This window comes from Streptomyces sp. NPDC102451, from assembly GCF_044765485.1.
In the GTDB taxonomy this organism is placed as follows: domain Bacteria; phylum Actinomycetota; class Actinomycetes; order Streptomycetales; family Streptomycetaceae; genus Streptomyces.
Window position 1 is genome coordinate 19,426 of sequence record NZ_JBIWKD010000005.1, and the last position, 24,772, is coordinate 44,197.

Below are 24,772 nucleotides of genomic sequence, written 5' to 3' on the forward strand. Positions count from 1 at the left end.
GTGGTTGGGTGCGGGTGGTGCCCCGGGTCATCTGACCGCCGGGAGGCGTTCGCCGCCCAGGTCGATCGCGGCACAGCGCCAGCGGAGGTCGGGGCCCTGTTCCAGGCGGAAGGCCATGGCGCGGACCTGCTCGCCCGTGGCGATGCTGGCGAAGGCCTCGACCACGCCGTTGGCCGGCTGGGTGCCGTGGCAGGCGCGGACGACCGGGCGCCCGCGGCCCGCGCCGAGCGGGGCGCCGGGGGCGAGTTCGGCGAGCTGGTCGTAGGCCTCGCCGATCGTGTGGCCGAGCATCCAGTGCACCGGCCGCTGGCCGCTGAGTACGGCGAGCAGGCGTTCGGCGAACCACTGGTGCGGGCGCAAGGGCCGCCGGGGCCGTTGTGCCGGTACGGTGCCCGGCCTGCTGCGGTCGCGTCGTCCGGCCGGCCTCGTCCTGTCCGTGCTCATGCTCATAGCCCCCGTGGCTGCTGTCCGGAGCCCGGTGAGTACCGGGCAGTAACTTTGCTGGGGATCTTCTACGGGTCGGGCCGACGGCCCCGCAACCGGCCGTGGGGGCCGATCGTGCAGCCGGGGAGATCACCTATCCGGGTGACGGGCCCCGCGCCGCAAGGGAACGACGGGGGTGACGGCCGTCGCACGGTGGACGGCGGCGGGCGGATCGGCAACCCCGAAGGGGGACGTCGCACGTATCCTGAGGGCGTCATCGACTACGAAAGCGGTCAGCCATGCGTGTGTACGTCCCCCTGACCCTCTCCGGTCTCGCCGCGGCGCAGAAGGCGGGCGAGGTCGGTCCGGGGCCGCTGACCGCTTACGCCGTGACGCCCGGTCTGCGCGAGTGGTACGTCTCCGACGACATCGAGGAACTGGAGTACGCGGCGCTCAACCGTGCCGCCTCCGCCTCGCTGCGGCTGATCGCGGGCCGGCCGGAGGAGATCAGGCGCCGGGTCGTCGTCGCCCTCGACGTCCCGGACGGGGCGGCGGTCGCCGATCCGGACCACGTCCTGGACGCGTCGTCGCTCGGCGAGGTGCGGATCGCGGACGTGGTGGCGCTGTCGAAGGCCGCCGCGGTGCACGTGGACGCCGACGACGCCGAGAAGGACGTCGCCGCGGCGGCCGCGGCGCTGGGAGCGGCGGACCTCGGCGACGACGACGCCCAGTTCACTGTGGACGGCGCGGAGGACCACGAGCTGCTGTGGTTCGGTATCCAGGAGATCCCCGGCCTGATCGCGTGACCGCCTGCTCGCCGGACGACCGCCTGCTCGCCGGACTGACCGCCTGCTCGCCGGACTGACCGCCCGGGTGACTGTCGTACCCGGCGAGTATTTTTTACTCATGGCGACAACGGGGAAGCACCGCACACATCTGGTCTGGGACTGGAACGGCACACTGCTCGACGACATCCACGCGGTTCTCGGGGCGACGAACGCCGCCTTCGCGGAGGTCGACCTGGAGCCGCTCACGCTGGACCAGTACCGCGAGACGTACTGCGTGCCGATACCCAAGTTCTACGAGCGCCTCATGGGCAGGCTCCCCACCCCGGCCGAGTGGGAGCGGATGGACGGCCTCTTCCACCGCCACTACACCGAGCAGCGGACGGCCTGCGGACTGACCGAGGGCGTCGAGGAGCTGTTGGCCCGCTGGCAGCTCGGCGGCCGCAGCCAGTCGCTGCTCAGCATGTACGGCCATGAACACCTGGTCCCGGTGGTGCGGGGGTACGGCATCGAGCGCCACTTCGTACGGGTCGACGGACGTACGGGCCCCTCCGGCGGCAGCAAGGCCCAGCACATGGAGCGCCACTTCGAGGTGCTCGGGAACATCGCTCCCGAGTCCGCGGTGGTCATCGGTGACGCGGTGGACGACGCCGTGGCCGCCGCGCACGTCGGCGCGCGTGCCGTGCTCTACACCGGGGGTTCGCACAGCCGCAGCAGCCTGGAGGCGGCGGGTGTGCCCGTGGTGGACACGCTGGCGGAGGCCGTCGAGCTGGCCGAGCTGATGGCGGGCTGAGCGCTTCTGCCCGCCTGTGCGCTCCTTGTGTGTCCTTACGTGCAGGAACAGCCCCGTGCGATGTCCAGAGTGTCAAAGTTCGGGGTCTTCTTTTGTACATATGCGGCTCATGACGGTTGTGGGTGCAGGAGGGATAGCCTGGTGCGGTGATCAGCGCGATACGCCTCGGGGGCAGCGAAGCCCCCGGCCTGCGCCCGGAGTGCCACAGCACCCGGGCGATGCGCGATCTCCACGTCCCGGGCCGTCTGCCGAAAATGGCCGATATGGTCCCGGGAATCTCCCCGGGCGGCATAGCGTCGGACCAGACCGGATACCCCGCGTCGTGGCGGTACGTCGCCTTCTTCACCTACGTCACGCAACGGCGCGCGACAGGAGCCAGAGGACATGCAGACCAAGCTGGACGAAGCCAAGGCCGAGCTGCTCGCACGGGCGGCCCGGGTAGCTGACAAGAGTCCGGGCGGTGGTGTCGGTGGCCCGGGAGGTGGCCTCCGGGTGCACCTCGCCGGAGGGACCGGCAGCGGAGCCGAGGAAGGCGCCGAGTCCGGCCGGGACGAGGTCCCGGGCCGGGACACGCTGCTCGCCTATCTCCAGCGCTACTACCTGCACACCGCTCCGGAGGACGTCAGCGACCGCGACCCGGTCGACATCTTCGGGGCTGCTTCCTCCCACTACCGTCTCGCCGAGAACCGCCCCCAGGGCACCGCGAACGTCCGGGTGCACACCCCGACCGTCGAGGAGAACGGCTGGACGAACAGCCACTCCGTCGTCGAGGTCGTCACCGACGACATGCCCTTCCTGGTCGATTCGGTCACCAACGAGCTGTCCCGGCACGGCCGCGGCATCCACCTCGTGATCCACCCGCAGGTCATCGTCCGCCGCGATGTCACCGGCAAGCTGATCGAGGTGTTCGCCGACCCGGCCAGGAGCAACGGCTCGAAGCGGTCCGGCGGCCGCAAGGAGGCCGGGGCGGAGCTGCCGCACGACGCCGTCGTCGAGTCCTGGATCCACGTCGAGATCGACCGTGAGACGGACCGCGCGGACCTGAAGCAGATCACCGCCGATCTGCGCCGTGTCCTGTCCGACGTACGGGAGACCGTCGAGGACTGGGAGAAGATGCGCGACGCCGCCCTGCGGATCGCCGACGACCTCCCGGCCGAGCCGCTCGACGAGCTGGGCGACGAGGAGGTCGAGGAGGCCCGCGAGCTGCTGCGCTGGCTCGCCGCCGACCACTTCACCTTCCTCGGGTACCGGGAGTACGAGCTCCGCGACTCCGACGCGCTGACGGCCGTCCCCGGCACCGGTCTGGGAATCCTGCGCTCCGACCCGCAGCACACCGAGGACGAGGCGCACCCGGTGAGCCCGTCCTTCGACCGGCTGCCCGCGGATGCCCGCGCCAAGGCCAGGGAGCACAAGCTCCTCGTCCTGACGAAGGCGAACAGCAGGGCGACCGTGCACCGCCCCAGCTACCTGGACTACGTCGGGGTGAAGAAGTTCGACGCCGAGGGCAATGTCGTCGGTGAGCGGCGGTTCCTCGGCCTGTTCTCCTCCGCCGCGTACACCGAGTCGGTGCGCCGGGTGCCCGTGGTGCGCCGCAAGGTCGCCGAGGTGCTGGAGGGCGCGGGCTTCACGCCCAACAGCCACGACGGCCGCGACCTGCTCCAGATCCTGGAGACCTACCCGCGCGACGAGCTCTTCCAGACGCCCGTCGACCAGCTGCGGTCCATCGTCACCTCCGTGCTGTACCTCCAGGAGCGCCGCCGGCTGCGGCTCTACCTGCGCCAGGACGAGTACGGGCGCTACTACTCCGCCCTCGTCTACCTGCCGCGCGACCGCTACACCACCGGGGTGCGGCTCCGGCTGATCGACATCCTCAAGGAGGAACTGGGCGGCACCAGCGTCGACTTCACGGCCTGGAACACGGAGTCGATCCTCTCCCGGCTGCACTTCGTCGTCCGGGTCCCGCCGGGCACCGAGCTCCCGCACCTCACCGACGCGGACGCGGACCGCATCGAGGCGCGCCTCGTCGAGGCCGCCCGCTCCTGGGCCGACGGCTTCCAGGAGGCGCTGAGCGCCGAGTGCGGCGAGGAGCGCGCCGCCGAGCTGCTGCGCCGTTACGGGCACTCCTTCCCCGAGGGCTACAAGGCCGACCACTCGCCGCGCGCCGCCGTGGCCGACCTGGTCCACCTCGAAGAGCTCAAGAGCGAACGCGAGGACTTCGCGCTCAGCCTGTACGAGCCGGTCGGCGCCGGCCCCGCCGAGCGCCGGTTCAAGATCTACCGGACCGGTGAGCAGGTCTCGCTCTCCGCCGTCCTCCCCGCGCTGCAGAAGCTGGGCGTGGAGGTCGTCGACGAGCGTCCGTACGAGCTGCGCTGCTCCGACGGCACGCACGCCTGGATCTACGACTTCGGGCTGCGCCTGCCGAAGAAGGCCACGGGCAATGGCGACTACCTCGCCGACGACGCCCGGGACCGCTTCCAGGAGGCGTTCGCCGCCATCTGGACCGGCGAGGCGGAGAACGACGGCTTCAATTCCCTGGTCCTGGGCGCCGGTCTCGACTGGCGTCAGGCCATGGTGCTGCGCGCCTACGCGAAGTACCTGCGCCAGGCGGGTTCGACGTTCAGCCAGGACTACATGGAGGACACCCTCCGCAACAACGTCCACACCACCCGCCTCCTGGTCTCCCTCTTCGAGGCCCGGATGTCGCCGGTCCGCCAGAAGGCCGGCACGGAGCTGACGGACGGGCTGCTGGAGGAGCTGGACGGGGCCCTCGACCAGGTCGCCTCGCTGGACGAGGACCGCATCCTGCGGTCCTTCCTCACCGTCATCAAGGCCACGCTGCGGACCAACTACTTCCAGCTGGCCGACGACCACGAGCCGCACGGCTACGTCTCGATGAAGTTCGACCCGCAGGCCATCCCGGACCTCCCGGCACCGCGCCCGGCGTACGAGATCTGGGTCTACTCGCCGCGCGTCGAGGGCGTCCACCTGCGCTTCGGCAAGGTCGCCCGCGGCGGGCTGCGCTGGTCGGACCGGCGGGAGGACTTCCGTACGGAGATCCTCGGCCTGGTCAAGGCGCAGATGGTCAAGAACACCGTGATCGTGCCGGTGGGCGCCAAGGGCGGGTTCGTCGCCAAGCAGCTCCCGGACCCGGCCGTCGACCGTGACGCCTGGCTCGCCGAGGGCATCGCCTGCTACAAGATCTTCATCTCGGCGCTGCTCGACATCACCGACAACATGGTGACGGGCGAGGTCGTGCACCCCTCGGAGGTCGTCCGTCACGACGAGGACGACACCTACCTCGTCGTCGCCGCCGACAAGGGCACCGCGAGCTTCTCCGACATCGCCAACGACGTCGCCGTCTCGTACGGCTTCTGGCTGGGTGACGCCTTCGCGTCCGGAGGCTCGGCCGGTTACGACCACAAGGGCATGGGCATCACCGCCCGGGGTGCCTGGGAGTCCGTGAAGCGGCACTTCCGCGAGCTGGGCCACGACACCCAGACCGAGGACTTCACCGTCGTCGGCGTCGGCGACATGTCCGGTGACGTCTTCGGCAACGGGATGCTGCTCTCCGAGCACATCCGGCTGGTCGCGGCCTTCGACCACCGGCACATCTTCATCGACCCGGATCCGGACGCCGCGACCTCGTACGCCGAGCGGCGCAGGCTGTTCGACCTGCCGCGCAGCTCCTGGGCGGACTACGACAAGGACCTGCTGTCCGCGGGCGGCGGCGTCCACCCGCGTTCCGCCAAGTCGATCCCGGTCAACGCGCACATCCGCGCGGCGCTGGGCATCGACTCCAAGGTCACGAAGATGACGCCCGCCGAGCTGATGCAGAACATCCTCAAGGCGTCGGTCGACCTCGTGTGGAACGGCGGCATCGGTACGTACATCAAGTCGACGGCCGAGTCGAACGCCGACGTCGGCGACAAGGCCAACGACGCGATCCGCGTCAACGGCGCGGACCTGCGGGCCCGTGTCGTCGGTGAGGGCGGCAACCTCGGGGCGACCCAGCTCGGCCGGATCGAGTTCGCCCGGGCCGGCGGCCGGATCAACACCGACGCGATCGACAACAGCGCCGGTGTGGACACCTCCGACCACGAGGTGAACATCAAGATCTTGCTCAACGGTCTCGTCCGGGACGGCGACATGACCGTGAAGCAGCGCAACAAGGTGCTCGCGGGGATGACCGACGAGGTCGGACAGCTCGTGTTGCGCAACAACTACGCGCAGAACGTCGCGCTCGCCAACGCCTGCGCCCAGGCGCCGTCGCTCCTCCACGCCCACCAGCGGTTCATGCGCAGGCTCGGCCGTGACGGGCACCTGGACCGGGCGCTGGAGTTCCTGCCGAACGACCGCCAGATCCGTGAACTGCTGAACCACGGCAAGGGCCTCAGCCAGCCGGAACTCGCCGTGCTGATCGCCTACACGAAGATCACGGCGGCCGAGGAGCTGATCTCCACCAGCCTGCCGGACGACGCGCACCTGCAGAAGCTGGTGCACGCCTACTTCCCGAAGCAGCTGAGCGAGCGGTTCCCCGAGGCGGTCGACGGGCATGCGCTGCGCCGCGAGATCATCACGACGGTGCTGGTCAACGACACGGTGAACACCGGTGGTTCGACGTTCCTGCACCGGCTGCGTGAGGAGACCGGGGCCTCGCTTGAGGAGATCGTGCGGGCCCAGTTCGCCGCCCGTGAGATCTTCGGCCTCTCCGCGGTGTGGGACGCCGTGGAGGCGCTCGACAACACGGTCGCCGCCGATGTGCAGACCCGGATCCGGCTGCACTCGCGCCGGCTCGTCGAGCGCGGCTCCCGCTGGCTGCTCGGCAACCGGCCGCAGCCGGTCGCGATCGCGGAGACCATCGATTTCTTCCGGGACGGGGTCGAGCGCGTCTGGGGCGAGCTGCCCAAGCTGCTCAGGGGCGCCGACATCGAGTGGTACCAGTCGATCCTCGACGAGCTCACCGCCGTGGGCGTCCCCGAGGACCTGGCGGGACGGGTCGCGGGCTTCTCGTCGGCCTTCCCGGTGCTGGACATCGTGGCGATCGCGGACCGTACGGGCAAGGACCCGCTGGCCGTCGCCGAGGTGTACTACGACCTCGCCGACCGGCTGGGGATCACCCAGCTGATGGACCGGATCATCGAGCTGCCGCGGGGCGACCGCTGGCAGTCCATGGCCCGCGCCTCCATCCGCGAGGACCTGTACGCCGCGCACGCCGCGCTCACGTCGGACGTGTTGTCCGTCGGCAACGGCACGTCGTCGCCCGAGCAGCGGTTCAAGGCCTGGGAGGAGAAGAACGCGGCGATCCTGGCGCGTTCGCGCGCCACCCTGGAGGAGATCCGCGGTTCGGAGTCCTTCGACCTGGCGAACCTGTCGGTGGCCATGCGGACGATGCGGACCCTGCTGCGTACGCACGCCTGACCCGGGGCGGCCGCACGGCCGTCGCACAGCCGTCCGCCGGACGGGCCGCATCGGCCCGTCCGGCGGACGGCTTCGGGGTTTTCGGGGGGCTTCGCGTTACTTCTTGGCCTTCTTCGGCTTCGCGGGCCCGGTGAACTCCTCGTACGCGGCGACGACCTCCTTGGCCGGGCCGTCCATGCGCAGGGTGCCCGCCTCCAGCCAGATCGCCCGGTCGCAGGTGTCGGTGATCGACCTGTTGCTGTGGCTGACCAGGAACACCGTGCCGGCCTCCTCACGGAGTTCCATGATCCGGTCCTTGCTGCGCCGCTGGAACTTGGCGTCGCCGGTGGAGAGCGCCTCGTCGATCAGCAGCACGTCATGGCTCTTGGCGGCCGCGATGGAGAAGCGCAGCCTGGCGCCCATGCCGGAGGAGTAGGTCCGCATGGGCAGGGTGATGAAGTCGCCCTTCTCGTTGATGCCGGAGAAGTCGACGATGTCCTGGTAGCGCTCGCGGATCTGTTCCCGCGTCATGCCCATGGCCAGGCCGCCGAGCACGACGTTGCGTTCCCCGGTCAGGTCGCTCATCAGGGCGGCGTTCACGCCGAGCAGCGAGGGCTGGCCCTGGGTGTGGACCCGGCCCTTCGACGGGGGCAGCAGTCCCGCGATGGCCTTGAGGAGCGTCGACTTCCCGGATCCGTTGGAGCCGATCAGACCGATGGCCTCGCCCTTGTACGCGGCGAAGCTGACGCCCTTCACGGCGTGCACCTGGCGCGCGCCCCGGGGCTGCCCGCGCGACACGATCCGGTTCAGGGCGGAGGTGGCGCTGCCCCGTCCGGTGCGGGCGCCGTTCACCGTGTAGGTGATGTGGACGTCGTCGACGACGACGGTGGGGACACGGGTGTCGGGGGTGTCAGCCACGTCCGTACCTCTCCTCGGCCTTCCAGAAGTAGACGAAACCGCCGATGCCGCAGACGAGAGCCCAGGCCGTCGCGACGGCCCACACGTGCGGGGGCAGCTGCGTGCCGGAGAAGCTGTCGATCAGGGCGTAGCGCATCAGGTCGATGTAGACGGCCGCCGGGTTGCACTCCAGGGCCAGCAGGACGAGCCGCGGGACCCGGTCGGCGGAGAGCAGGGTGTCCAGGCTCCACATGACTCCGGAGGCGTACATCCAGGTGCGCAGGATGAAGGGGGTCAGCTGGGCGATGTCGGGGGTCTTTGCCGCCAGCCGGGCCATGACCATCGACAGGCCGGTGTTGAACAGGGCCTGGAGCGTGAGCGCGGGGATCGCCAGCAGCCAGGACGGCTGCGGGTACTGGCCGAACGCCAGCAGGATCAGGACCAGCGCGCACAGGGAGAACAGCAGTTGCTGGAGCTGCTGGATGGCCAGGGCGATCGGCAGGGACGCCCGGGGGAAGTGCAGGGCCCGGACGAGCCCGGTGTTGCCGCTGATGGCCCGGGTGCCGGCCGTGATCGAGCTGGCGGTGAAGGTCCAGATGAAGACGCCGGTGACGAGGAAGGGCACGTAGTCGGGGACTCCGTGCTTGGTGTTCATCAGGACGCCGAAGATGAAGTAGTAGACCGTCGCGTTGAGCAGCGGGGTCATGATCTGCCAGATCTGGCCGAGCTTCGCCTGGCTGTACTGCGCGGTCAGCTTGGCCGTGGCGAAGGCGGTGATGAAGTGCCTGCGCCCCCAGAGCTGCCTGATGTACGCGCCGAGCGTCGGCCGGGCCCCGCTGACGGTCAGCCCGTGCCGGGCCGCGAGCGCGGCCAGCTCGCCGGGTTCGTACACGGGCAGGAGGGCGGGGTCGGCGGTGTCCACCGGGGCCGGCGGGGCTGCTGTCTGGCTCACCACGGTCGCTTTCGACAGGGGGCGGGGGGATCAGTGCGCACGGATCCGGCTCGATGGGACGGCACCGTATCGTCGCAACGCTGACAGTAGGACGTTTGTACGTCGCAACGCAACCGTTTCGTCGTTACGGTCTATCATTCGGGCCATGACCACCGAACGGCGAACCGGGCGCCGCACCCCGGCAGGTGCCGCGGTGCTGCGGGAGGACGTGACCGACGCGATCCGCGGCGCCGTCTTCGAGGAGCTGGCCGCCGTCGGATTCGCACGGATGTCGATCGAGGGCATCGCGCGGCGCGCGGGCGTGGGCAAGACCGCCGTCTACCGCCGCTGGAAGTCCAAGCTCCATCTCGTCCTGGACCTCGTCGCGGCCGTCGCCGCGCAGGGCATGCCGGCGCCCGCGACGGGTTCGCTGTACGGGGATGTGCGCGCCGTGCTGGAACTGGCGGCGTACGCCCTGCGCCACCCCGTGGCCTCGCAGGTGATCCCCGACCTGCTGGTCGAGGCGGCCCGCAACCCGGAGATCTCCGACGCCATCAAGGCGGCCCTGCTGGACCAGCAGCAGGGGGTGGCCGCCGTCGTCGTACGGGCGGCGGTGGCGCGCGGCGAGCTGCCCGAGGGCAGCGATCCCGACCGGGCGCTCGACCTCATCGTCGGGCCGCTCTACTGGCGGCTCGTCGTGGTCCGGGGCGATCTCCCCAAGGGGTATCTGGACGACCTCGCGGCCTCGGCGGTCCGGGCGCTCAAGGCCTGACGGGCCCCGGGGAGCCTCCCTGGTCCAGCAGCCGGTCCACGACCCGGCGGGCCGCGGCGCCGTCGGCGCGGCCGCAGTGGTCCCGCCGGAAGCTCTCGTACGCCTCCGAGTGGAGGCCCTCCGGAGCCGGTGCGGCCCGCAGGGCCTGCGCCACCTCCTGGGTGGTGATGAGCAGCGGCCCGGGGGCCCGGGTCTCGAAGTCCAGGCAGAAGCCGCGCACGGTGTCCCGGTAGTGCTCCAGGTCGTAGGTGTGGAAGAGCATCGGACGGCCGGTGTGCGCGAAGCCGAACGCGAGCCCCGAGTAGTCGGTGACCAGCACATCGGCGATCAGCAGCAGCTCGGTGGCGTCCGGGTGCGCGGACACGTCACGCAGGGCGGGGTGCGCCGGCACGCCGCCCGTCACCCGGGGGTGCCTGCGGACCAGCACGGTGGTGCGGCCGTCCAGCGACCGTGCCAGCGCGGGCAGGTCGAGCGCGGGATCCCAGCGGTACAGCGGGGAGGATCCGGCCGGAGCGCCGGCGGGCGGGTGCGCGAGATGGTCGCGGTACGTCGGCGCGTACAGCACCACGCGGTGGCCGTCCGGGATGCCCAGCCGCCCGCGTACCCGCTCGGCCGCCTTGTCCCGGCCGGGGGACGACAGCAGGTCATCGGCCGGGCAGCCCGCCTCCAGGACCTCGCCGCGGTAGGCCAGGGCGCGGCGGAGGTGCGGGGTGGCGAAGGCGCTGGGGGAGACCAGGACCGACCACTGGGCGGAGCGGTGCTCCAGCGTGGCGAGGTATTGGTGGTCGGCGTAGAGCGTGCCGGTGAGGTCCAGGCCGAACCGGCCGAGCGGGGGGCCGGGCCAGGTCTGGACGACCGTCTGGTCCGGGCGGCGCTCGAACCAGACGGGCAGCTGTCCGGCCACGACGATCCGGCGGGCCCGCGCCAGCGCCTCGTACCAGGCGGCGCTGTACGCCACGACGGGGACGGCGGTGGGCGGTACGCGGGTCACGGCACCCGGGGACCCGTCGGTGACCCAGAGGTGCTCGGCATCGGTGCTCCGGCGCACCAGCTCGGCGTGCACGGCGCGCGGGGAGCCCTCCACGGCGTCTCCGGCGTAGAGCACGGCGTCCCGCAGCGGCAGCCGCCGCTGCGCCGGGTAGTGCGCCGTCCGCAGCAGGCCCTGCCGGTACGCGCTCCGCTCCGCGTCGTCGAGCGCCGGCGCGCGGTGCACGGTCAGCCGGTCGCCGTGACGGCGGTCGAGGCGGACGCGGGCGCCCGGAGCGCTCACCGGGAGGAGCGTGGCGAGCGTCCCTCCCACCCGCACGGGCCGGCCGTCCAGGTGCACCTCCCAGTCGCCTTCGCGGGACGGCTGCGGGAGCACGGCGGCGAAGCGGCCCTCGTCCCCTCCGGCGGGGACCTCCAGGGGGGCGGCGACCGTCTCCCCGAGGGCGCTGTGCCGCAGTTCGAGCAGTGAGCCGGTCCCGGTCCCGCCGATGCGCAGCGTCCCGTCCGGAGCGGTCTCCGCGCGGTCCGCGCGGGGCTCCCCGGACACGTCCACCACCAGGTGGCCCGCCGCGTCGGCGAAGGCGGGCGGCGGCAGGTCCGGGGCCGCGGCGAGCGGCACGCGGACGCCGTCGGTCAGGAGCGCCGCACGCCATGGGCCCATGGGCCCGGCGGCGAGCGCCGCCAGGGGGACCCGGGCGCTGAAGCCGTTCACGTCGCACCGCACCGGGCAGACATGCTCCGCGTCCCCCTTGCGCGTCAGGACGAGGGCCGTCGGCCGGGCATCGCCGTACAGCCGGCCGGTCAGCTCCAGGGTGTCCGGCCCGCGGTCGTGGCCGGTGGCCAGGGCGGGGAGCCGGGACACGGCCAGTTCCAGCCGGCCGTCCCGGTAGCCGAGCACCGCGCGCTGCCCGTCGCCCAGATCGTGGACCAGCGGCTGCGCGGCGGCCGCCTCCACGGCGCGCAGCGCCGCCCGCCGTACGACGCCGTGCCCGGCCACCACCACGCCCACCAGCCAGTCGCCTGGACCCAGCCGACCCGGGTCGAGGACCATCTCGAAGCCCGCGTGGCCGTAGGAGTGCAGCTCCTGACCGGAGTCCGCGGTGGCCCGTTCCGTGCGGACCGTGCGCACCGGCACGGGCCTGGGCCGGCCGCCCGACGCCTCCCGCACCAGGCCTGCCTTCAGCGAGTGCCGGGCCGCCCGGGCAGGGAGGTTGCGGATGTACGCGTAACCGCGCAGCCGCAGCCTGCCGTCCTCGCCCCACGCGGCCTCCACCAGCCGTGCCACGGCGGGCAGATCACCCCGGCCGAGGCGCGCCGAGACGCCGCCGCCGATCCCGGGGTGCACGGCGCGTCGCCTTCCCGGCGGGCCCGCGACGGCGAACGTGCCCGTCCCGTTGGCCCGTTCGAACTCCAGGACCGCCAGCAGCGCGTCGACGCGGCGCTCCCGCACCAGCTGCCAGCGGATGCGCGCCTCGGCCGGCAGCCCGGCCAGGGCCGCGTCGCCCGTCCGGTCGAGGAAGGCGCCCGCGCCCGTCATGAACGCGGAGCGGTAGGCGGGGCCGCCCATCGGCAGCCCCTCCAGGAAGTACACGAAGTCGTCGCGCAGGCAGGAGATGTCGTAGCGCAGCCGCTGCCCGGCGCCCCGGTCCGCGAGGAACGCGCTGACCTGCTCGCAGGCCGCGATCCGGTCGCGTACACCCCGTACGTCCGTACGCTGCCGGGTGATCGAACCCTCCCGCACCCGCCAGAGGTAGACGTGCTCGTGCAGCACGTCCACCGACCCTGCGAGGTAGTGCGCCGGGATCATCACCGGGGTGTCCTCGTAGAGCTTGCCCACCGGGAAGGAGAAGGCGTGCCGGTCCCAGAAGGAGCGCCGGAACACCTTGTTCCACGCCACCCGGTCGGCCAGCAGCCGTGGGTCGCGGGTGATGTGGGTGCGCGGGCGGTCGGCGGTCAGCCAGCGGTACTGCCAGGCCTGCTGCCTCCCCTGCTCGTTGAGCCGCCACACATTGCCCGTCACCAGGTCGGAGCCGGTCGACTCCAGGGACGCCAGCATCCGTTCGTACGCGTCGGGGACGACGATGTCGTCGCTGTCGGCGAAGGCCAGGTACGGAACTCCGGCGGTGGTGCGGGCGATCCCCGTGTTGCGGGCGGCGCTCAGGCCCGCGTTGGGCTGGTGGACGCAGCGGAAGCGGTCGTCCCGGGCGGCGAAGTCCTCGGCGATCCGGCGGCTCCCGTCCGTCGAGCCGTCGTCGACGAGCACCACCTCGATGTCCCTCAGGGACTGTCCGGCCAGCGAGGCGAGGCACTCCTCCAGATAGTCCTCGACGTTGTGCACCGGGACGACGACGCTGAGGAGTGGCTTCATGTACGGCTCAACCCGGGGGAGCGCCCCTGGTCACGCCGCTGACCCGAACGGGTGAAGATCCCTAGGGAGGGCCGGGCGGTGCCCATTACGCTCGGCTGCCATGCTCCTCACCGTCGTCGTGTCCGCCCACCGTGTCCAGGGGTATCTGAGGGCGGCCCTGGAATCCGTGACCGAGCAGCTGTCCGCGGAGAGCGGGCCGGCGGACCTGGAGCTGGTCGTCGTCTGTGCGCCCGACGGTGAGCTGGAACGCGCCATCGCACGGGAGTTCGCCGAGCGTGACCCCCGGGTGCGCGTGCTGGTCCCCGAGGGCCCCTGGGACACGGGCGCCGCCCGTAACGCCGGTGCGGAGGCGGCGCGCGGGAGCTATTTGCTCTTCCTCGGCGGGGACGACCTGCTCCTCCCCGGAGCGGTGGCGGAGATGTCCGCACGGCTGGCGGAGGGCCGGCCCGATGTGCTGCGCCTGGGCCACGACCGGGTCGACTGGTGGGGTACGGCACAGCCGGGCGAGGACCTCCCGGCCGCCCGGAACCAGCTCTTCCGCCGCGCTTTCCTGGACGCCCACCGGCTCCGCTTCACCCAGGGCCCGTACGACGACGTCGTGCCCGTCCACCGTGCGGCCTTCCTCGCCTCCGACGCGGGCACCCTCGCCTCGCTCGACCGGGTCTGCGTGCGCCACCGGGTGCGCCGTACCGGCACGTTCGCCACGACACCGGGCCGCGCGCACTTCGCGGTCATCGACGCCTACGACCGGCTGGCCGCCGGGACCGGCGGCGACCACCGGATCCCGGCCGTGCGCACCGCGCACCTGACGGCCGTGCTCGACGACCCGGGCAGGATCGCCCCGGCCGACCGCGCCGCGTTCTTCCGGGCGGCGGGGCTCCCCGGCCGGTACGCCGCCCACCGGGGCGGGGAGGCGGTGCGCGCCGGGCGCACCCGGGCGCGAGGCATCGCGCGCGCGGGCAGGAAGGCGCTGCGCGCCCGCGCGATGAGGGCCGTCTACCGCGCCGATCTGCGCCGGCCGCTCGACCCCTGCCTCGCCGTCTACGGCGCCTACTGGAACAGGGGTGTCGCCTGCAATCCGGCCGCCGTCTACGCCAAGGCCCGCGAGCTCGTCCCGCACATCCGCGGCGTCTGGGTCGTCTCCTCCCGCCACCGCGACCGGATGCCGCCCGGGGTGCCGTACGTCATCGAGGGGTCCCGCGCCTACTGGCGGACGATGGCCACCGCGACGTACCTCGTCAACAACTCCAGCTTCCCCGGCGGCTTCACCAAACGGCCCGGCCAGGTCTACCTCCAGACCCACCACGGGACCCCGCTGAAGACCATGGGCCTGGACCAGCTCCCGTACCCCGCCCTCACCAAGGGCGTCAGCTTCGCACGGGTCGTCGCCCACACCGACCAGTGGGACTTCAGCCTCTCCGCCAACCCGCACAGCACCGAGGTCTGGGACCGGGTCTATCCCTCCTCGTACGAACAACTGCCGTACGGCTACCCGCGCAACGACATCCTCTGCAACGCCACCGCCGGGCAGACCGGGAAGATCCGTGCGGAGCTCGGCATCGCGCCCGGAGCGACCGTGCTGCTGTACGCGCCGACCCATCGCGACTACCGCGAGGGCTTCCTCCCCCGGCTCGACCCGGAGCGACTCGCCCGCGAGCTGGGTCCCGGGTGTGTGCTGCTGGTGCGTGCCCACTACTTCTACGGGCGGTCGGCCGGGCCGGCGACGGGGCACAGGGTCCTCGACGTCACCGGTCACCCCCGCGTCGAAGAACTCTTCCTGGCCTCCGACGCGTTGATCACGGACTACTCGTCGCTGATGTTCGACTACGCCTGCCTCGACCGCCCGATCATCACCTATGTGCCGGACTGGGAGGCCTATCGCGCCGCGCGCGGCACCTATGTCGACCTGCTGTCCGGCCGGCCGGGCGACACCCCGGGGGCGGTCGCCACCACGGAGGACGAGCTGCGCGAGGTGCTGCGGAGCGGCGCCTGGAGGTCCCCGGACGCCGACGCGCTGCGCGCCGCGTTCCGCAGCCGTTTCTGCCCGTACGACGACGGACGCGCGGCGGAGCGCGTGGTGCGGCGGGTCTTCCCGGTGCCATCGAGCTGAACGGTCCTTCCAACTGCACGGTCCCTCGAACTGAACAGCGGGGGTCACCCGTACGGGGCGACCCCTCCGTGCCCCGCCCTCGTTGTGCTCAACAGCGCGCGCACACCGCAACGTCGGGAGAATCTCATGCACCGGTCCGCCTACGAGCAGATGCAGCTCTGCATCGAGGAGTATCTGCCCAAGTCCCGCAGACACCGTGTCGTGGACCTGGGCTCACGGATCTCCGGCAAGCAGACCCGCACCCACCGCGGACTGCTGACGGCCCACGACATCGACTACTTCGGGGTGGACGTCCTCGACGGCCCCAACGTCGACGCGGTCATGGCGCGGCCGTACCGGATCCCCGCGAAGTCACGCAGCGCCGATGTGGTGCTCTCCGGGCAGGCGTTCGAGCACATCCCCTTCTTCTGGGTGTCGATGATGGAGATCGCCCGGGTGCTCAGGCCCGGCGGCTACGCCTTCATCACCGCGCCCTCGCGCGGACATGCCCACGACGCGCAGGACTGCTGGCGCTACTACCCGGACGGCTTCCGGGCGATGGCCGCCCACTCCCGCCTCGAACTCTGCGAGGCGTACACGGACTTCCCGCCGGTCACGGGCATCCGGCACGACTACGCCGCCATCGACGCCGAGGCCGCCTACTGGGGCGACTCGGTGGGTGTCTTCCGCAGGCCACGGCCCGACCGCCGGCCGGTGACCCGGCTGAAGAACACGCTGGCCGACCTCGCCGTCCGGGAGACGGCGGTGTGGTGGGCCAACCGGGCCGGCGGAGTGGACCGGGTGCCGCTGCCCCGACCGCTGGACGGCAGGGAGCGGTGCGGGCGTCCGGACAGCCGTACGGCCGCATCAACTACAGGTTGACGAAAGGTGACATGAGCCGCAAAGCGCGCGTACTGTCCGGCCCCATGGCTTGGCGCAACGCCGTCAACGGCGTCCTTCAGCAACTCACCGGATACGAGCTCAGGCGCGCGACCCTGCCCGCTCCCCGCCGGGCACCCGAGCAGCCGCCGGTGGCCGCCCGGAAGCAGGCGGAGCAGCCCGCCCCCAAGGCCGCGGCCAAGAAGCCGCCGCAGCTCCCCGCGGACTACGACGACGAGGCGAAGGACATCATCCGTGCGGTCAAGCCGTACACGATGACCTCCCCGGAGCGGCTCAACGCCTTCGTCCTCGCGACCCGGCACATCTTCAGGCACAACATCCCGGGCGACATCGTCGAGTGCGGTGTCTGGCGCGGCGGTTCCATGCAGGCCTGCGCCAAGACCCTGCTGTCGCTCGGTGAGACGGACCGCGACCTCTACCTCTTCGACACGTACGAGGGCATGACACCGCCCACCGCGGAGGACCTGCGGCGGGACGGCAGGGCGGCCCGTGAGCTGCTGGACGCGCAGGGCAAGGACCGGCCCATCTGGGCCGTGGCCTCCCTGGAGGACGTACAGGCCGGGTTCGAGCAGGTCCCGTACCCGAAGGACCGCGTCCACTACGTGCGGGGCAAGGTCGAGGACACCGTCCCGGGGCAGGCCCCGGAGCAGATCTCCATCCTCCGGCTGGACACCGACTGGTACGCCTCGACGAAGCATGAGCTCGCGCATCTGTACGGTCGCCTGGTGAGCGGCGGGGTGCTGCTGATCGACGACTACGGCTACTGGCAGGGATCGCGCCAGGCCGTGGACGAGTTCTTGGAGGAGACCGGCGAGCAGCTCCTGCTGCTGCGCATGGACGAGGGCCGTATCGCCGTCAAACCCTGAGCCCGACACGGCCCGTGGGGGCAGCGTCCCGTCGTGAGCCCCGTGCCTCCCCGGCACGGGGCTCGTTCCCTATGCAGTAAGTCCGTTCGTCCGTCCGGAAGGATCGTGCGCAGCGCCATGGCACCCCGTCTCACCGTCGTCGTCCCGCTCTACAACGTCGAGGAGTACCTCGGAGCCTGCCTGGACTCGCTCGCCGGGCAGACCATGGGGGATCTGGAAGTCGTCATGGTCGACGACGGTTCGACGGACGGCAGTCCGGACGTGGCGATGGAGTTCTCCCGTAAGGACACCCGCTTCCGGCTGATCAGGCAGAAGAACGCCGGGCTCGGGGCCGCGCGCAACGCGGGTGCCGCGCAGGCCCACCCGGACGCGGACTTCCTGACGTTCGTCGACAGCGACGACGTCGTACCGCCGGGTGCCTTCGCCAGGATGCTCGGTGAACTGGACGCCTCAGGCTCGGACTTCGCGACCGGCAACGTCCTCAGGCTCCGGGCGAACGGCGCGCTCGAACAGTCCCCGATGTTCCGCAGGCCGATGGAGAAGTCCCGCCGGGCCACCCACGTCACCCGGGACTGGATCCTGCTCGGCGACCGCATCGCGTGCAACAAGGTGTTCCGCAGGTCCTTCTGGGACCAGCACGTCTTCGCCTTCCCGACCGGTGTGCTGTACGAGGACATCGCCGTGGTCCTGCCGGCCCACTTCCTGGCCCGCAGTGTCGACGTCGTGGCGGATCCGGTCTACCACTGGCGGGACCGCGACGGCTCGATCACCACCCGGCGCGCGGTGCCCCGGGGCATCCGCGACCGGGTCACGGCGGTCTCCACGGTCAGCCGGTTCCTCGCCGACCGGGACATGACGGAGGCGAAGCGGCGCTACGACGAGCACGCGCTCTCCGGCGACCTGTGGCTGTTCATCGAGGCGCTCCCGGACGGCGACGAGAGCTTCCACGAGGCCTTCCTCACCCACGCCAACGCGTTCGCGGCGACGGTCGAACCCGCCGTCCTCGACGCGCTGCCCCTGCATCTGCGGGTCAAGTGGCAGCTCATCCGGGAGCGCAGGACGGCGGAGCTGCTCGCGCTCCTGGCCCACGAGTCCACCGACCGCGACACCTTCCACGTCCGGGGGCGGCTGCGGCCCCGTGCCGAGTACCCCGGCGTCGAAGGCCCCCTGCCGCGCAAGGTCACCGCCCTGTCCGCCGAGGACCTCCCCGTGCACGCCCATCTCACCGAGGCCGTGTGGCGGGACGGGCTGCTGCACCTCAAGGGGTACGCGTACGTCCGCAACGCCCCGGGGCGGTCGGCCGGCGCCGGCTGGCTGAGGTCGGGCCGCCGGCTGATCCCCCTCCGGCTGCACCGGACGGTCACGGACGAGGCGACGGCCGGATCGGGCCGCTCGGCGCACCGCTACGAGCGCTCCGGCTTCGAGACCGTGGTCGACCCGCGCCGGCTCGTCACCCGGGCCACGGCACGGGGCGCCAGGACCCTCTGGAAGCTGGAGTCCCTGGTCGTCGGCGCGGGACGGCCCCGCCGGGGACCGATGCGGCTCCTCGGCAACCCGGCCGCGCCCGCCGTGCGGTACGTCGACGAGCGCACCCGGGTCGTGCCGCTGCTCTCCGGCAACAAGCTGGAGCTGCGCGCCGAGCGGGTCGACGCCGTGCTCGCAGGGCACCGGTCGACGGAGGCCGGGGACGGCATCCGGATCGCGGTGCGCGTGCTGGACGGCGAGGCGCCGACGGCTCTGCGGATCCAGGAGTGGCGTACGAAGGAGACCCGCGAGTTCCCCCTGGTGGAGGGGGAGGGCACGGACGGCCGTACGGTCTTCGCCGAGGTGCCGCTGGTGGCGTTCCGGGGCTCCGACGGCGACTGGGGCGTCCAGCTGTCCGGCGGCGGGCGCCGGCTGACGGTCGCGGCCCGTCCGGAGACCGACGCCGCCCGGTACCCGCTGTCCGGCGGCCGCGAGGTCTACGCCGCCGCCAACCCCTCCGGGGACCTGGTGCTCACCGACCGGGACGTGCGGCCCGTCGTCACGGGCGTGTCCTGGACGGACGACGGGGGTCTCGTCCTGGAGGGGACCTTCCCGGCGGTGCGGTACCGCCCGGTCGAGCTCGTCCTGCGGCACAGCGGGCACCAGGAGGAGAACGCCTTCGCCGTGGAACGCACGGGTGCCGGCTTCCGTACGGAGCTGTCCCCCTGGGAGGTCGAGGGGGCCGGTGGCGCGCTGCCGCTCGCCGAGGGCCGCTGGTACCCCTTCCTCCGGTCGCGGGGCGAGACGGACCCGGAGCGCTGTCTGCCGCTGCGCGTGGTGCACCAGCTGCACGCGGAACTGCCCCTGGCGCGCGAGTCGGGAGGGCGCGACGTCACCCTGGAGCGGCGCTTCCACGACCGGCTCTCCCTGCGGTCGGGCAGCGTCCTGCCACCGGAGGACCGGGGGGCGTACGGGCAGCGACGGCTGCGCGAGTGGTACGTCGGCCTGCTGGGGCGGGAGTTGCGCGACACCGTGCTGTACTCCAGCTTCGACGGCCGCCAGTACTCCGACTCGCCCCGCGCGATCCACGAGGAGCTGGCCCGGCGCGGCACCGCCGTCGAGCATCTCTGGGTGGTGCGTGACCAGCAGGCCGCCGTGCCCCCTGGGGTCCGCGCCGTGACCCTGCACAGCGCCGAGTGGTACGAGGCCCTGGCCCGCAGCCGGTGGATCGTCACCAACACCCAGCTGCCGGAGTGGTTCGAGCGGGCGGAGGGGCAGTTCGTCGTCCAGACCTGGCACGGCACCCCGCTCAAGCGCATCGGCCGCGACCTCGCGGACACCCCGTACGCCGACACCGCGTACATGGAGTCCATGCCGCACAGGGCCGCCCAGTGGAGCGTGCTCGTCTCGCCGAACCGGTTCTCCACGCCCGTCCTGCGCCGCGCGTTCGGGCACACGGGCGAGGTGCTGGAGTGCGGCTACCCCCGCAACGACCTGCTGTACGCGCCCGACCGGGCGAAGGTCGCCGCCGCCGTCCGGGAGCGGCTCGCCGTCCCGGAGGGCAAGCGGGTCGTCCTGTACGCCCCGACCTGGCGCGAGGACCGGCCCAAGCAGAGCGGGCTGTACGGGCTCGACCTCCAGCTCGACCTGGAACAGGCGCGGAAGGCCCTCGGTGACGACCATGTCCTGCTGGTCCGCCGCCACTACCTCGTCGGCGGGAGCATCCCCTCGAGCGACTTCGTCCGCGACGTCTCCCGTCACCCCGATGTCGCCGAGCTGATGCTGATCAGCGATGTGCTGGTCACGGACTACTCGTCCCTGATGTTCGACTTCGCGCAGACGGGCCGGCCGATGCTGTTCCACACCTACGACCTGGAGCACTACCGCGACACCCTGCGCGGCTTCTGCTTCGACTTCGAGAACCGGGCGCCGGGCCCGCTGATCACCGACTCGGCCGCCGTCGTCGAGGCGCTGCGCGACCCGGAGGCGGCGACGGCGGGCCACCGCGAGGCGTACGCCGGCTTCCGCGAGTCGTTCTGCGACCTCGACGACGGCACGGCGTCCGCCCGGGTCGTGGACCGGATGCTGAAGGGGGCACAGGCATGAGCACGCCCGACTTCAGCTGTGTGATCACCGCCGCGGAGGGCGGGGAAGACGCACTGGCGGCGTCCGTGGAGTCCGTGCTCGACCAGAGCCTGCGCGCTGTGGAGGCCCTCGTCGTCCTGCCCGCCGGGGCCCCCGCCGCGCTGCGGGCGGCGGCCGGATCGCTCGCCGGGCGCTCCCCGGACCGGGTCCGCCTGCTCGACCCCGGTGCGGACTCCGTCGCCGCGCTGCGCAACACCGGCCTGGAGGCGGCGCGGGGCACGTACGTCCTCGTGCTCGACAGAGGCGAACGCCTCCAGCAGCACGCCTGCCGCAACCTCTGGGAGGCCGGGGAGCGGACCCGCGCCGACCTGGTCGCCGGGCGCTGGACCCGGCTCACCGGGGACGGGACGAAGGAACGGGAACCCTCCTGGCAGCACACGCTGTTCCCCGGCTCCCGCACCGTCGGCCGGTTCGCCGAGGCCCCCGAACTGGCCGTGCACGACGCCCTGGTGACCGGGTTCTGCCTGCGCCGCGAGGCCCTGGAGCGGCACGCGCTGCGCTACGACGAGGACCTCACCCACAGCGGGATCCCGTTCGGCCCCCTGGCGGCGTCCGTGGTCGGCCGGATCGCGCTCGTACGCCGCAGGATCGTCACCGGGCGGGCCGTGCCCGACGCCGGCCGGGACCTCGCCGGGCTCGTGGAGGCGCACCGGCGGGTGTGCCATGTGCTGGTGGCCCAGGGGCTGGCGGACCTGCGCGAGGAGCGGGACCGGGCCTTCCTGCTGGACCACCTCGTGCCGCTGGTGCGCGGCTTCCCCGAACGGCCCGCCGCGGAGCGTGACCGCATCGCGGCGACCGCGGCCCGGGTGCTGACCGGCTGTGTTCCCGAGCCGGTCCTGCTCACCCTCCCGCCCGTCGAGCGCGTCGGCGTCCGGCTGCTGGAGCGGGGCGACGCGGACGGGGTGCTCACCGCGGCGTACGCGCTGCGCCGGAGGGGGACCGTGGCCGCGCCCCTGGTCACGGGGGACGACGGGCGGACGTACTGGGCGGGCGGCCCCGACCCGGTGCTGGACGTCACCGAACTGGGCCACCGGTACCGCGCGTTCGGCGAGCTGAAGCTGATGAACAGGCTCACCCGCTACGAGGCCGAGGGCCGCCGGGTCCTGCTCGAAGGCCGGCTCGTCCTGCCCGCGCACACCGGGCCCGACCCGGAGGGCCCCCTCACCGCGCATCTGGAGTTCCGCGTACGCGACGGCTCCCGCACCTTCCGTGCCCCCGTGGACGCGCTGCGGCCCGACGCCACCGGCATCGGCTGGTCCGTCCGCGCCGACCTCACGCGGCTGCTGCGCCCCTTCGGGCCGCGCGACACGGTGTGGGACGTCCGGATGGTGGTCGAGGACGGCCGGACCCGCTCGGTGAGCGACCTCTTCGCCGCCCACGACCTGGTCGGCCCGGCGGACCGTTCGCCCGCCCGGCCCCGGCTGGGCCGGGCGACGGGGGACACCTGGCAGCCCTACATCACGCTCCGGGACCATCTGGCGCTCCGGCTCGAAGCCCGCCGCCGGCCCGCCCGCACGGCCCGCGGGCTGGTCCACTACGCCACGCACTTCCGCCCCGCCCGCCGTGCCAGGCTCCTGCTGCGGGGCCTGCGCAAACGCCTGGACGGGCTGCACGCCAGGGGATTCAAGACCTCCGTCTACCGCTCCTGGCTGCTCCGGCTGCCCGTGCGCAAGGGCTCCGTGGTCTTCGAGAGCCACATGGGCACCTGCTACGGCGACAGCCCCCGGGCCGTCCACGAGGAGGTGCGCGCCCGGGGGCTCCCGCTGCGCTGCGTCTGGTCGTACGCCGATTCCCCGGCCGGCTTCCCCGCGGACGCCAGGCTGGTGCGCCGCTGGTCCTGGCGCTATCTGTGGGCCCTGGCCCGGGCGGAGTACTGGGTCGACAACCAGGGTTTCCCGGTCCACCTCGACAAGCCCTCCGGCACGTCCTACCTGCAGACCTGGCACGGTTCGGCGTACAAGCGCATGGGCTTCGACGAGACCCGGGTCCGCATGCAGAACGCCCCGCAGCGTGAACGGCTCCAGCGGGCCGTGCACCGCTTCGACCACTTCCTCGTCCGGTCCGGGCACGACGAGCGCACGCTGGCCCGCGCCTACCGGCTGCCCGAGGCGACGCTGCTGCGCACCGGGTACCCCCGCAACGACGTCCTGCTCGCCGCGCGGGCCCGGGACGAGTCCGAGGGGCGGCTGCCCCGGCCGGCGCTCGCGGCGGAACTGGGCCTGCCCGACCACCGCAAGGTCGTGCTGTACGCGCCGACCTTCCGGGGCGGGCCGGGCAAGCGCAAGCGGCAGCGGCTCCTGCTGGACGCCGCGCGCTTCGCGGAGCGCTTCGGTGACAGGTACACGCTGCTGGTGCGCGCGCACTACCTGGAGGCGGCGAGCCTGCCGGCCTGCCCGCCGGGGACGGTCGTCGACGTGTCGCGCCACCACGACGTCAGCGAACTCCTCGCGCTCGCCGACGTCCTGGTCACCGACTACTCGTCGATCATGTTCGACTACGCGCTCCTGGACCGTCCGATCGTCCTGTTCGCCCCCGATCTCGACGCCTACGCCGCCGAGCGGGGCAGCTACTTCGACCTGCGGGAGAAGGCGCCGGGGCCGGTGACGGCGACCGAGGAGGAGCTGTTCGCCGTGCTGTCCCGGCTGAAGACCGCGGACACCGGTTTCCAGGAGCGCCGCGCGGCGTTCGCCGAGGAGTTCGGGGCGTACGACCGGGGCGACGCGGCCCGCGCGGTCGTCGACACCGTGTTCGCCCGGCACGTCGTCCCGTCCCGTACCGCCCGCACCGGGGAGGCCCGCCGATGAACCGCAGCCGTGATGTCTTCATCGTCTCCAACAGCACCGACGAACTCGGCGGTGTCACCGGCTGGATGCACCGGACCGCCCATCTGTTCCAGGAGGCGGGCCACCGGGTGCACACCATCGGCATCCACGCCGCCGAGCGGAAGATGGCCCTGCCCGACCCGCCCGGCTACCCGGTGACCGCCCTGTACCCGGCGCACCCCCCGACGCCGTGGGCACCCAAGGGCGTGCGGGACCGCTTCCGGATCGCCGCACGGCGGGCCGAGGCCGACCGCGTCGCCCGGAAGCGGCGGGCCGTCGGCCGGCTCTCGGAGATCTTCCGGGGGGCCCGCCCCGGCGGGGTGGTGATCGTCAGCCAGGTCTGGGCGATGGAGTGGGTCGGCGAGGCGGACACCGGCGGGCTGCGGGTCATCGGGATGAGCCACGAGTCGTACGACTACTCCCGGGCGAGCCACCGCTACCGCTGGATCAAGAACCACTACCCGTCGCTCGACCGCTGGCTCGTCCTCACGGAGGAGGACGCCGACACCTGGGCGGGCGACGGCATGAACAACGTCGGCTTCATGCCCAACGCCCTGGCCGCGCTGCCCGAACTGCCCTCCCCGCGGAGCGAGAAGTCGGTCGCGAGCATCGGCCGGCTCACCGACCAGAAGGGCATCGACATGCTCCTGGACACCTGGGCGCTGGTGGCTCCGCAGCGCCCGGACTGGCGGCTGGACGTGTACGGGACGGGCGAGGACGAGGAGGAGCTCAGGGCGCGCTGCACCGAGCTGGGGCTGGACTCCTCGGTCGGCTGGCGGGGGCGCACGGACGACGTCCCCGGCGCGCTCGCCGGCTCCTCCGTCTTCGTCCAGTCCTCACGCGGCGAGGGCTTTCCGCTCGCGCTGCTGGAGGCGATGGCGAGCGGGGTGCCGTGCGCGGCGTTCGACTGCGCGCCGGGCGTACGGGAGATCGTGCGCGACGGTGAGGACGGGCTGCTGGCGCCACCGGGCGACATCGGCGCGCTTGCCGACCGGCTGCTCCGGCTCACCGGCAACCCACGGATGCGGGACGCGATGGGGGACCGGGCGCGGGCCGGTGTCCAGCGGTTCTCCGAGGCGGAGATCATGGCCCGCTGGGAAGAGCTGTTCGCGTTCCTGGAGCGCTGAACACCC

At 72.4% G+C, this 24,772-nt stretch carries 14 protein-coding genes; 10 read left to right on the plus strand and 4 right to left on the minus strand.

Annotated features, from left to right (window positions below):
• Positions 1-27 precede the first annotated feature (27 nt).
• Positions 28-444, minus strand: a complete 417-nt coding sequence (locus ACIRD8_RS13025) for an Rv3235 family protein (RefSeq protein WP_403989707.1) — start codon at positions 442-444, stop codon at positions 28-30.
• A 278-nt stretch (positions 445-722) separates the two neighbouring features.
• On the opposite strand from ACIRD8_RS13025, the gene ACIRD8_RS13030 reads away from it, so the two are divergent.
• The 3 genes from ACIRD8_RS13030 (at position 723) to ACIRD8_RS13040 (ending at position 7,419) form a co-directional block, all read left to right on the plus strand.
• Positions 723-1,229: a DUF6912 family protein gene (locus ACIRD8_RS13030; protein WP_403989709.1), complete on the plus strand. Its 507-nt coding sequence runs from the start codon at positions 723-725 to the stop codon at positions 1,227-1,229.
• A 100-nt stretch (positions 1,230-1,329) separates the two neighbouring features.
• On the plus strand, positions 1,330-2,001 hold the full coding sequence (locus tag ACIRD8_RS13035; RefSeq protein WP_403989711.1) for an HAD family hydrolase: 672 nt from the start codon (positions 1,330-1,332) through the stop codon (positions 1,999-2,001).
• A gap of 384 nt (positions 2,002-2,385) precedes the next feature.
• The gene (locus tag ACIRD8_RS13040; RefSeq protein WP_403989713.1) at positions 2,386-7,419 is read left to right on the plus strand and encodes an NAD-glutamate dehydrogenase; all 5,034 of its coding nucleotides are present in this window, start codon (positions 2,386-2,388) and stop codon (positions 7,417-7,419) included.
• 96 nt (positions 7,420-7,515) lie between these two features.
• Here the strand turns inward: ACIRD8_RS13040 and ACIRD8_RS13045 are convergent, their stop codons facing one another.
• Positions 7,516-8,316 (minus strand): ABC transporter ATP-binding protein, encoded by an 801-nt coding sequence (locus tag ACIRD8_RS13045; protein ID WP_403989715.1) that lies wholly within the window; start codon positions 8,314-8,316, stop codon positions 7,516-7,518.
• Entirely contained in the window at positions 8,309-9,250 is a 942-nt protein-coding gene (locus tag ACIRD8_RS13050) for an ABC transporter permease (protein WP_403989717.1), read from the minus strand. Before ACIRD8_RS13050 ends, ACIRD8_RS13045 begins: the two co-directional genes overlap by 8 nt.
• A gap of 142 nt (positions 9,251-9,392) precedes the next feature.
• On the opposite strand from ACIRD8_RS13050, the gene ACIRD8_RS13055 reads away from it, so the two are divergent.
• Positions 9,393-9,998, plus strand: coding sequence for a TetR/AcrR family transcriptional regulator (locus tag ACIRD8_RS13055; protein ID WP_205023743.1), 606 nt, complete (start codon positions 9,393-9,395; stop codon positions 9,996-9,998).
• Here ACIRD8_RS13055 and ACIRD8_RS13060 read toward each other — a convergent pair.
• The gene (locus ACIRD8_RS13060) at positions 9,988-13,353 is read right to left on the minus strand and encodes a CDP-glycerol glycerophosphotransferase family protein (protein WP_403989719.1); all 3,366 of its coding nucleotides are present in this window, start codon (positions 13,351-13,353) and stop codon (positions 9,988-9,990) included. The two genes, ACIRD8_RS13055 and ACIRD8_RS13060, sit on opposite strands and share 11 nt — an antisense overlap.
• Positions 13,354-13,453: 100 nt before the next feature.
• On the opposite strand from ACIRD8_RS13060, the gene ACIRD8_RS13065 reads away from it, so the two are divergent.
• From ACIRD8_RS13065 to ACIRD8_RS13090, 6 genes are all read left to right on the plus strand, one after another.
• Positions 13,454-15,463, plus strand: coding sequence for a CDP-glycerol glycerophosphotransferase family protein (locus tag ACIRD8_RS13065; RefSeq protein WP_403989721.1), 2,010 nt, complete (start codon positions 13,454-13,456; stop codon positions 15,461-15,463).
• Positions 15,464-15,589: 126 nt separating this feature from the next.
• Positions 15,590-16,324, plus strand: a complete 735-nt coding sequence (locus ACIRD8_RS13070; protein ID WP_403989723.1) for a methyltransferase domain-containing protein — start codon at positions 15,590-15,592, stop codon at positions 16,322-16,324.
• Positions 16,325-16,335: 11 nt separating this feature from the next.
• On the plus strand, positions 16,336-17,208 hold the full coding sequence (locus ACIRD8_RS13075; RefSeq protein WP_403989725.1) for a TylF/MycF/NovP-related O-methyltransferase: 873 nt from the start codon (positions 16,336-16,338) through the stop codon (positions 17,206-17,208).
• A gap of 117 nt (positions 17,209-17,325) precedes the next feature.
• The gene (locus ACIRD8_RS13080) at positions 17,326-20,778 is read left to right on the plus strand and encodes a CDP-glycerol glycerophosphotransferase family protein (RefSeq protein ID WP_403989727.1); all 3,453 of its coding nucleotides are present in this window, start codon (positions 17,326-17,328) and stop codon (positions 20,776-20,778) included.
• Positions 20,775-23,621: a CDP-glycerol glycerophosphotransferase family protein gene (locus ACIRD8_RS13085; protein ID WP_403989729.1), complete on the plus strand. Its 2,847-nt coding sequence runs from the start codon at positions 20,775-20,777 to the stop codon at positions 23,619-23,621. The genes ACIRD8_RS13080 and ACIRD8_RS13085 overlap by 4 nt, the downstream gene beginning before the upstream one ends.
• Positions 23,618-24,766, plus strand: a complete 1,149-nt coding sequence (locus ACIRD8_RS13090) for a glycosyltransferase (protein ID WP_403989731.1) — start codon at positions 23,618-23,620, stop codon at positions 24,764-24,766. Before ACIRD8_RS13085 ends, ACIRD8_RS13090 begins: the two co-directional genes overlap by 4 nt.
• Positions 24,767-24,772: the final 6 nt, after the last annotated feature.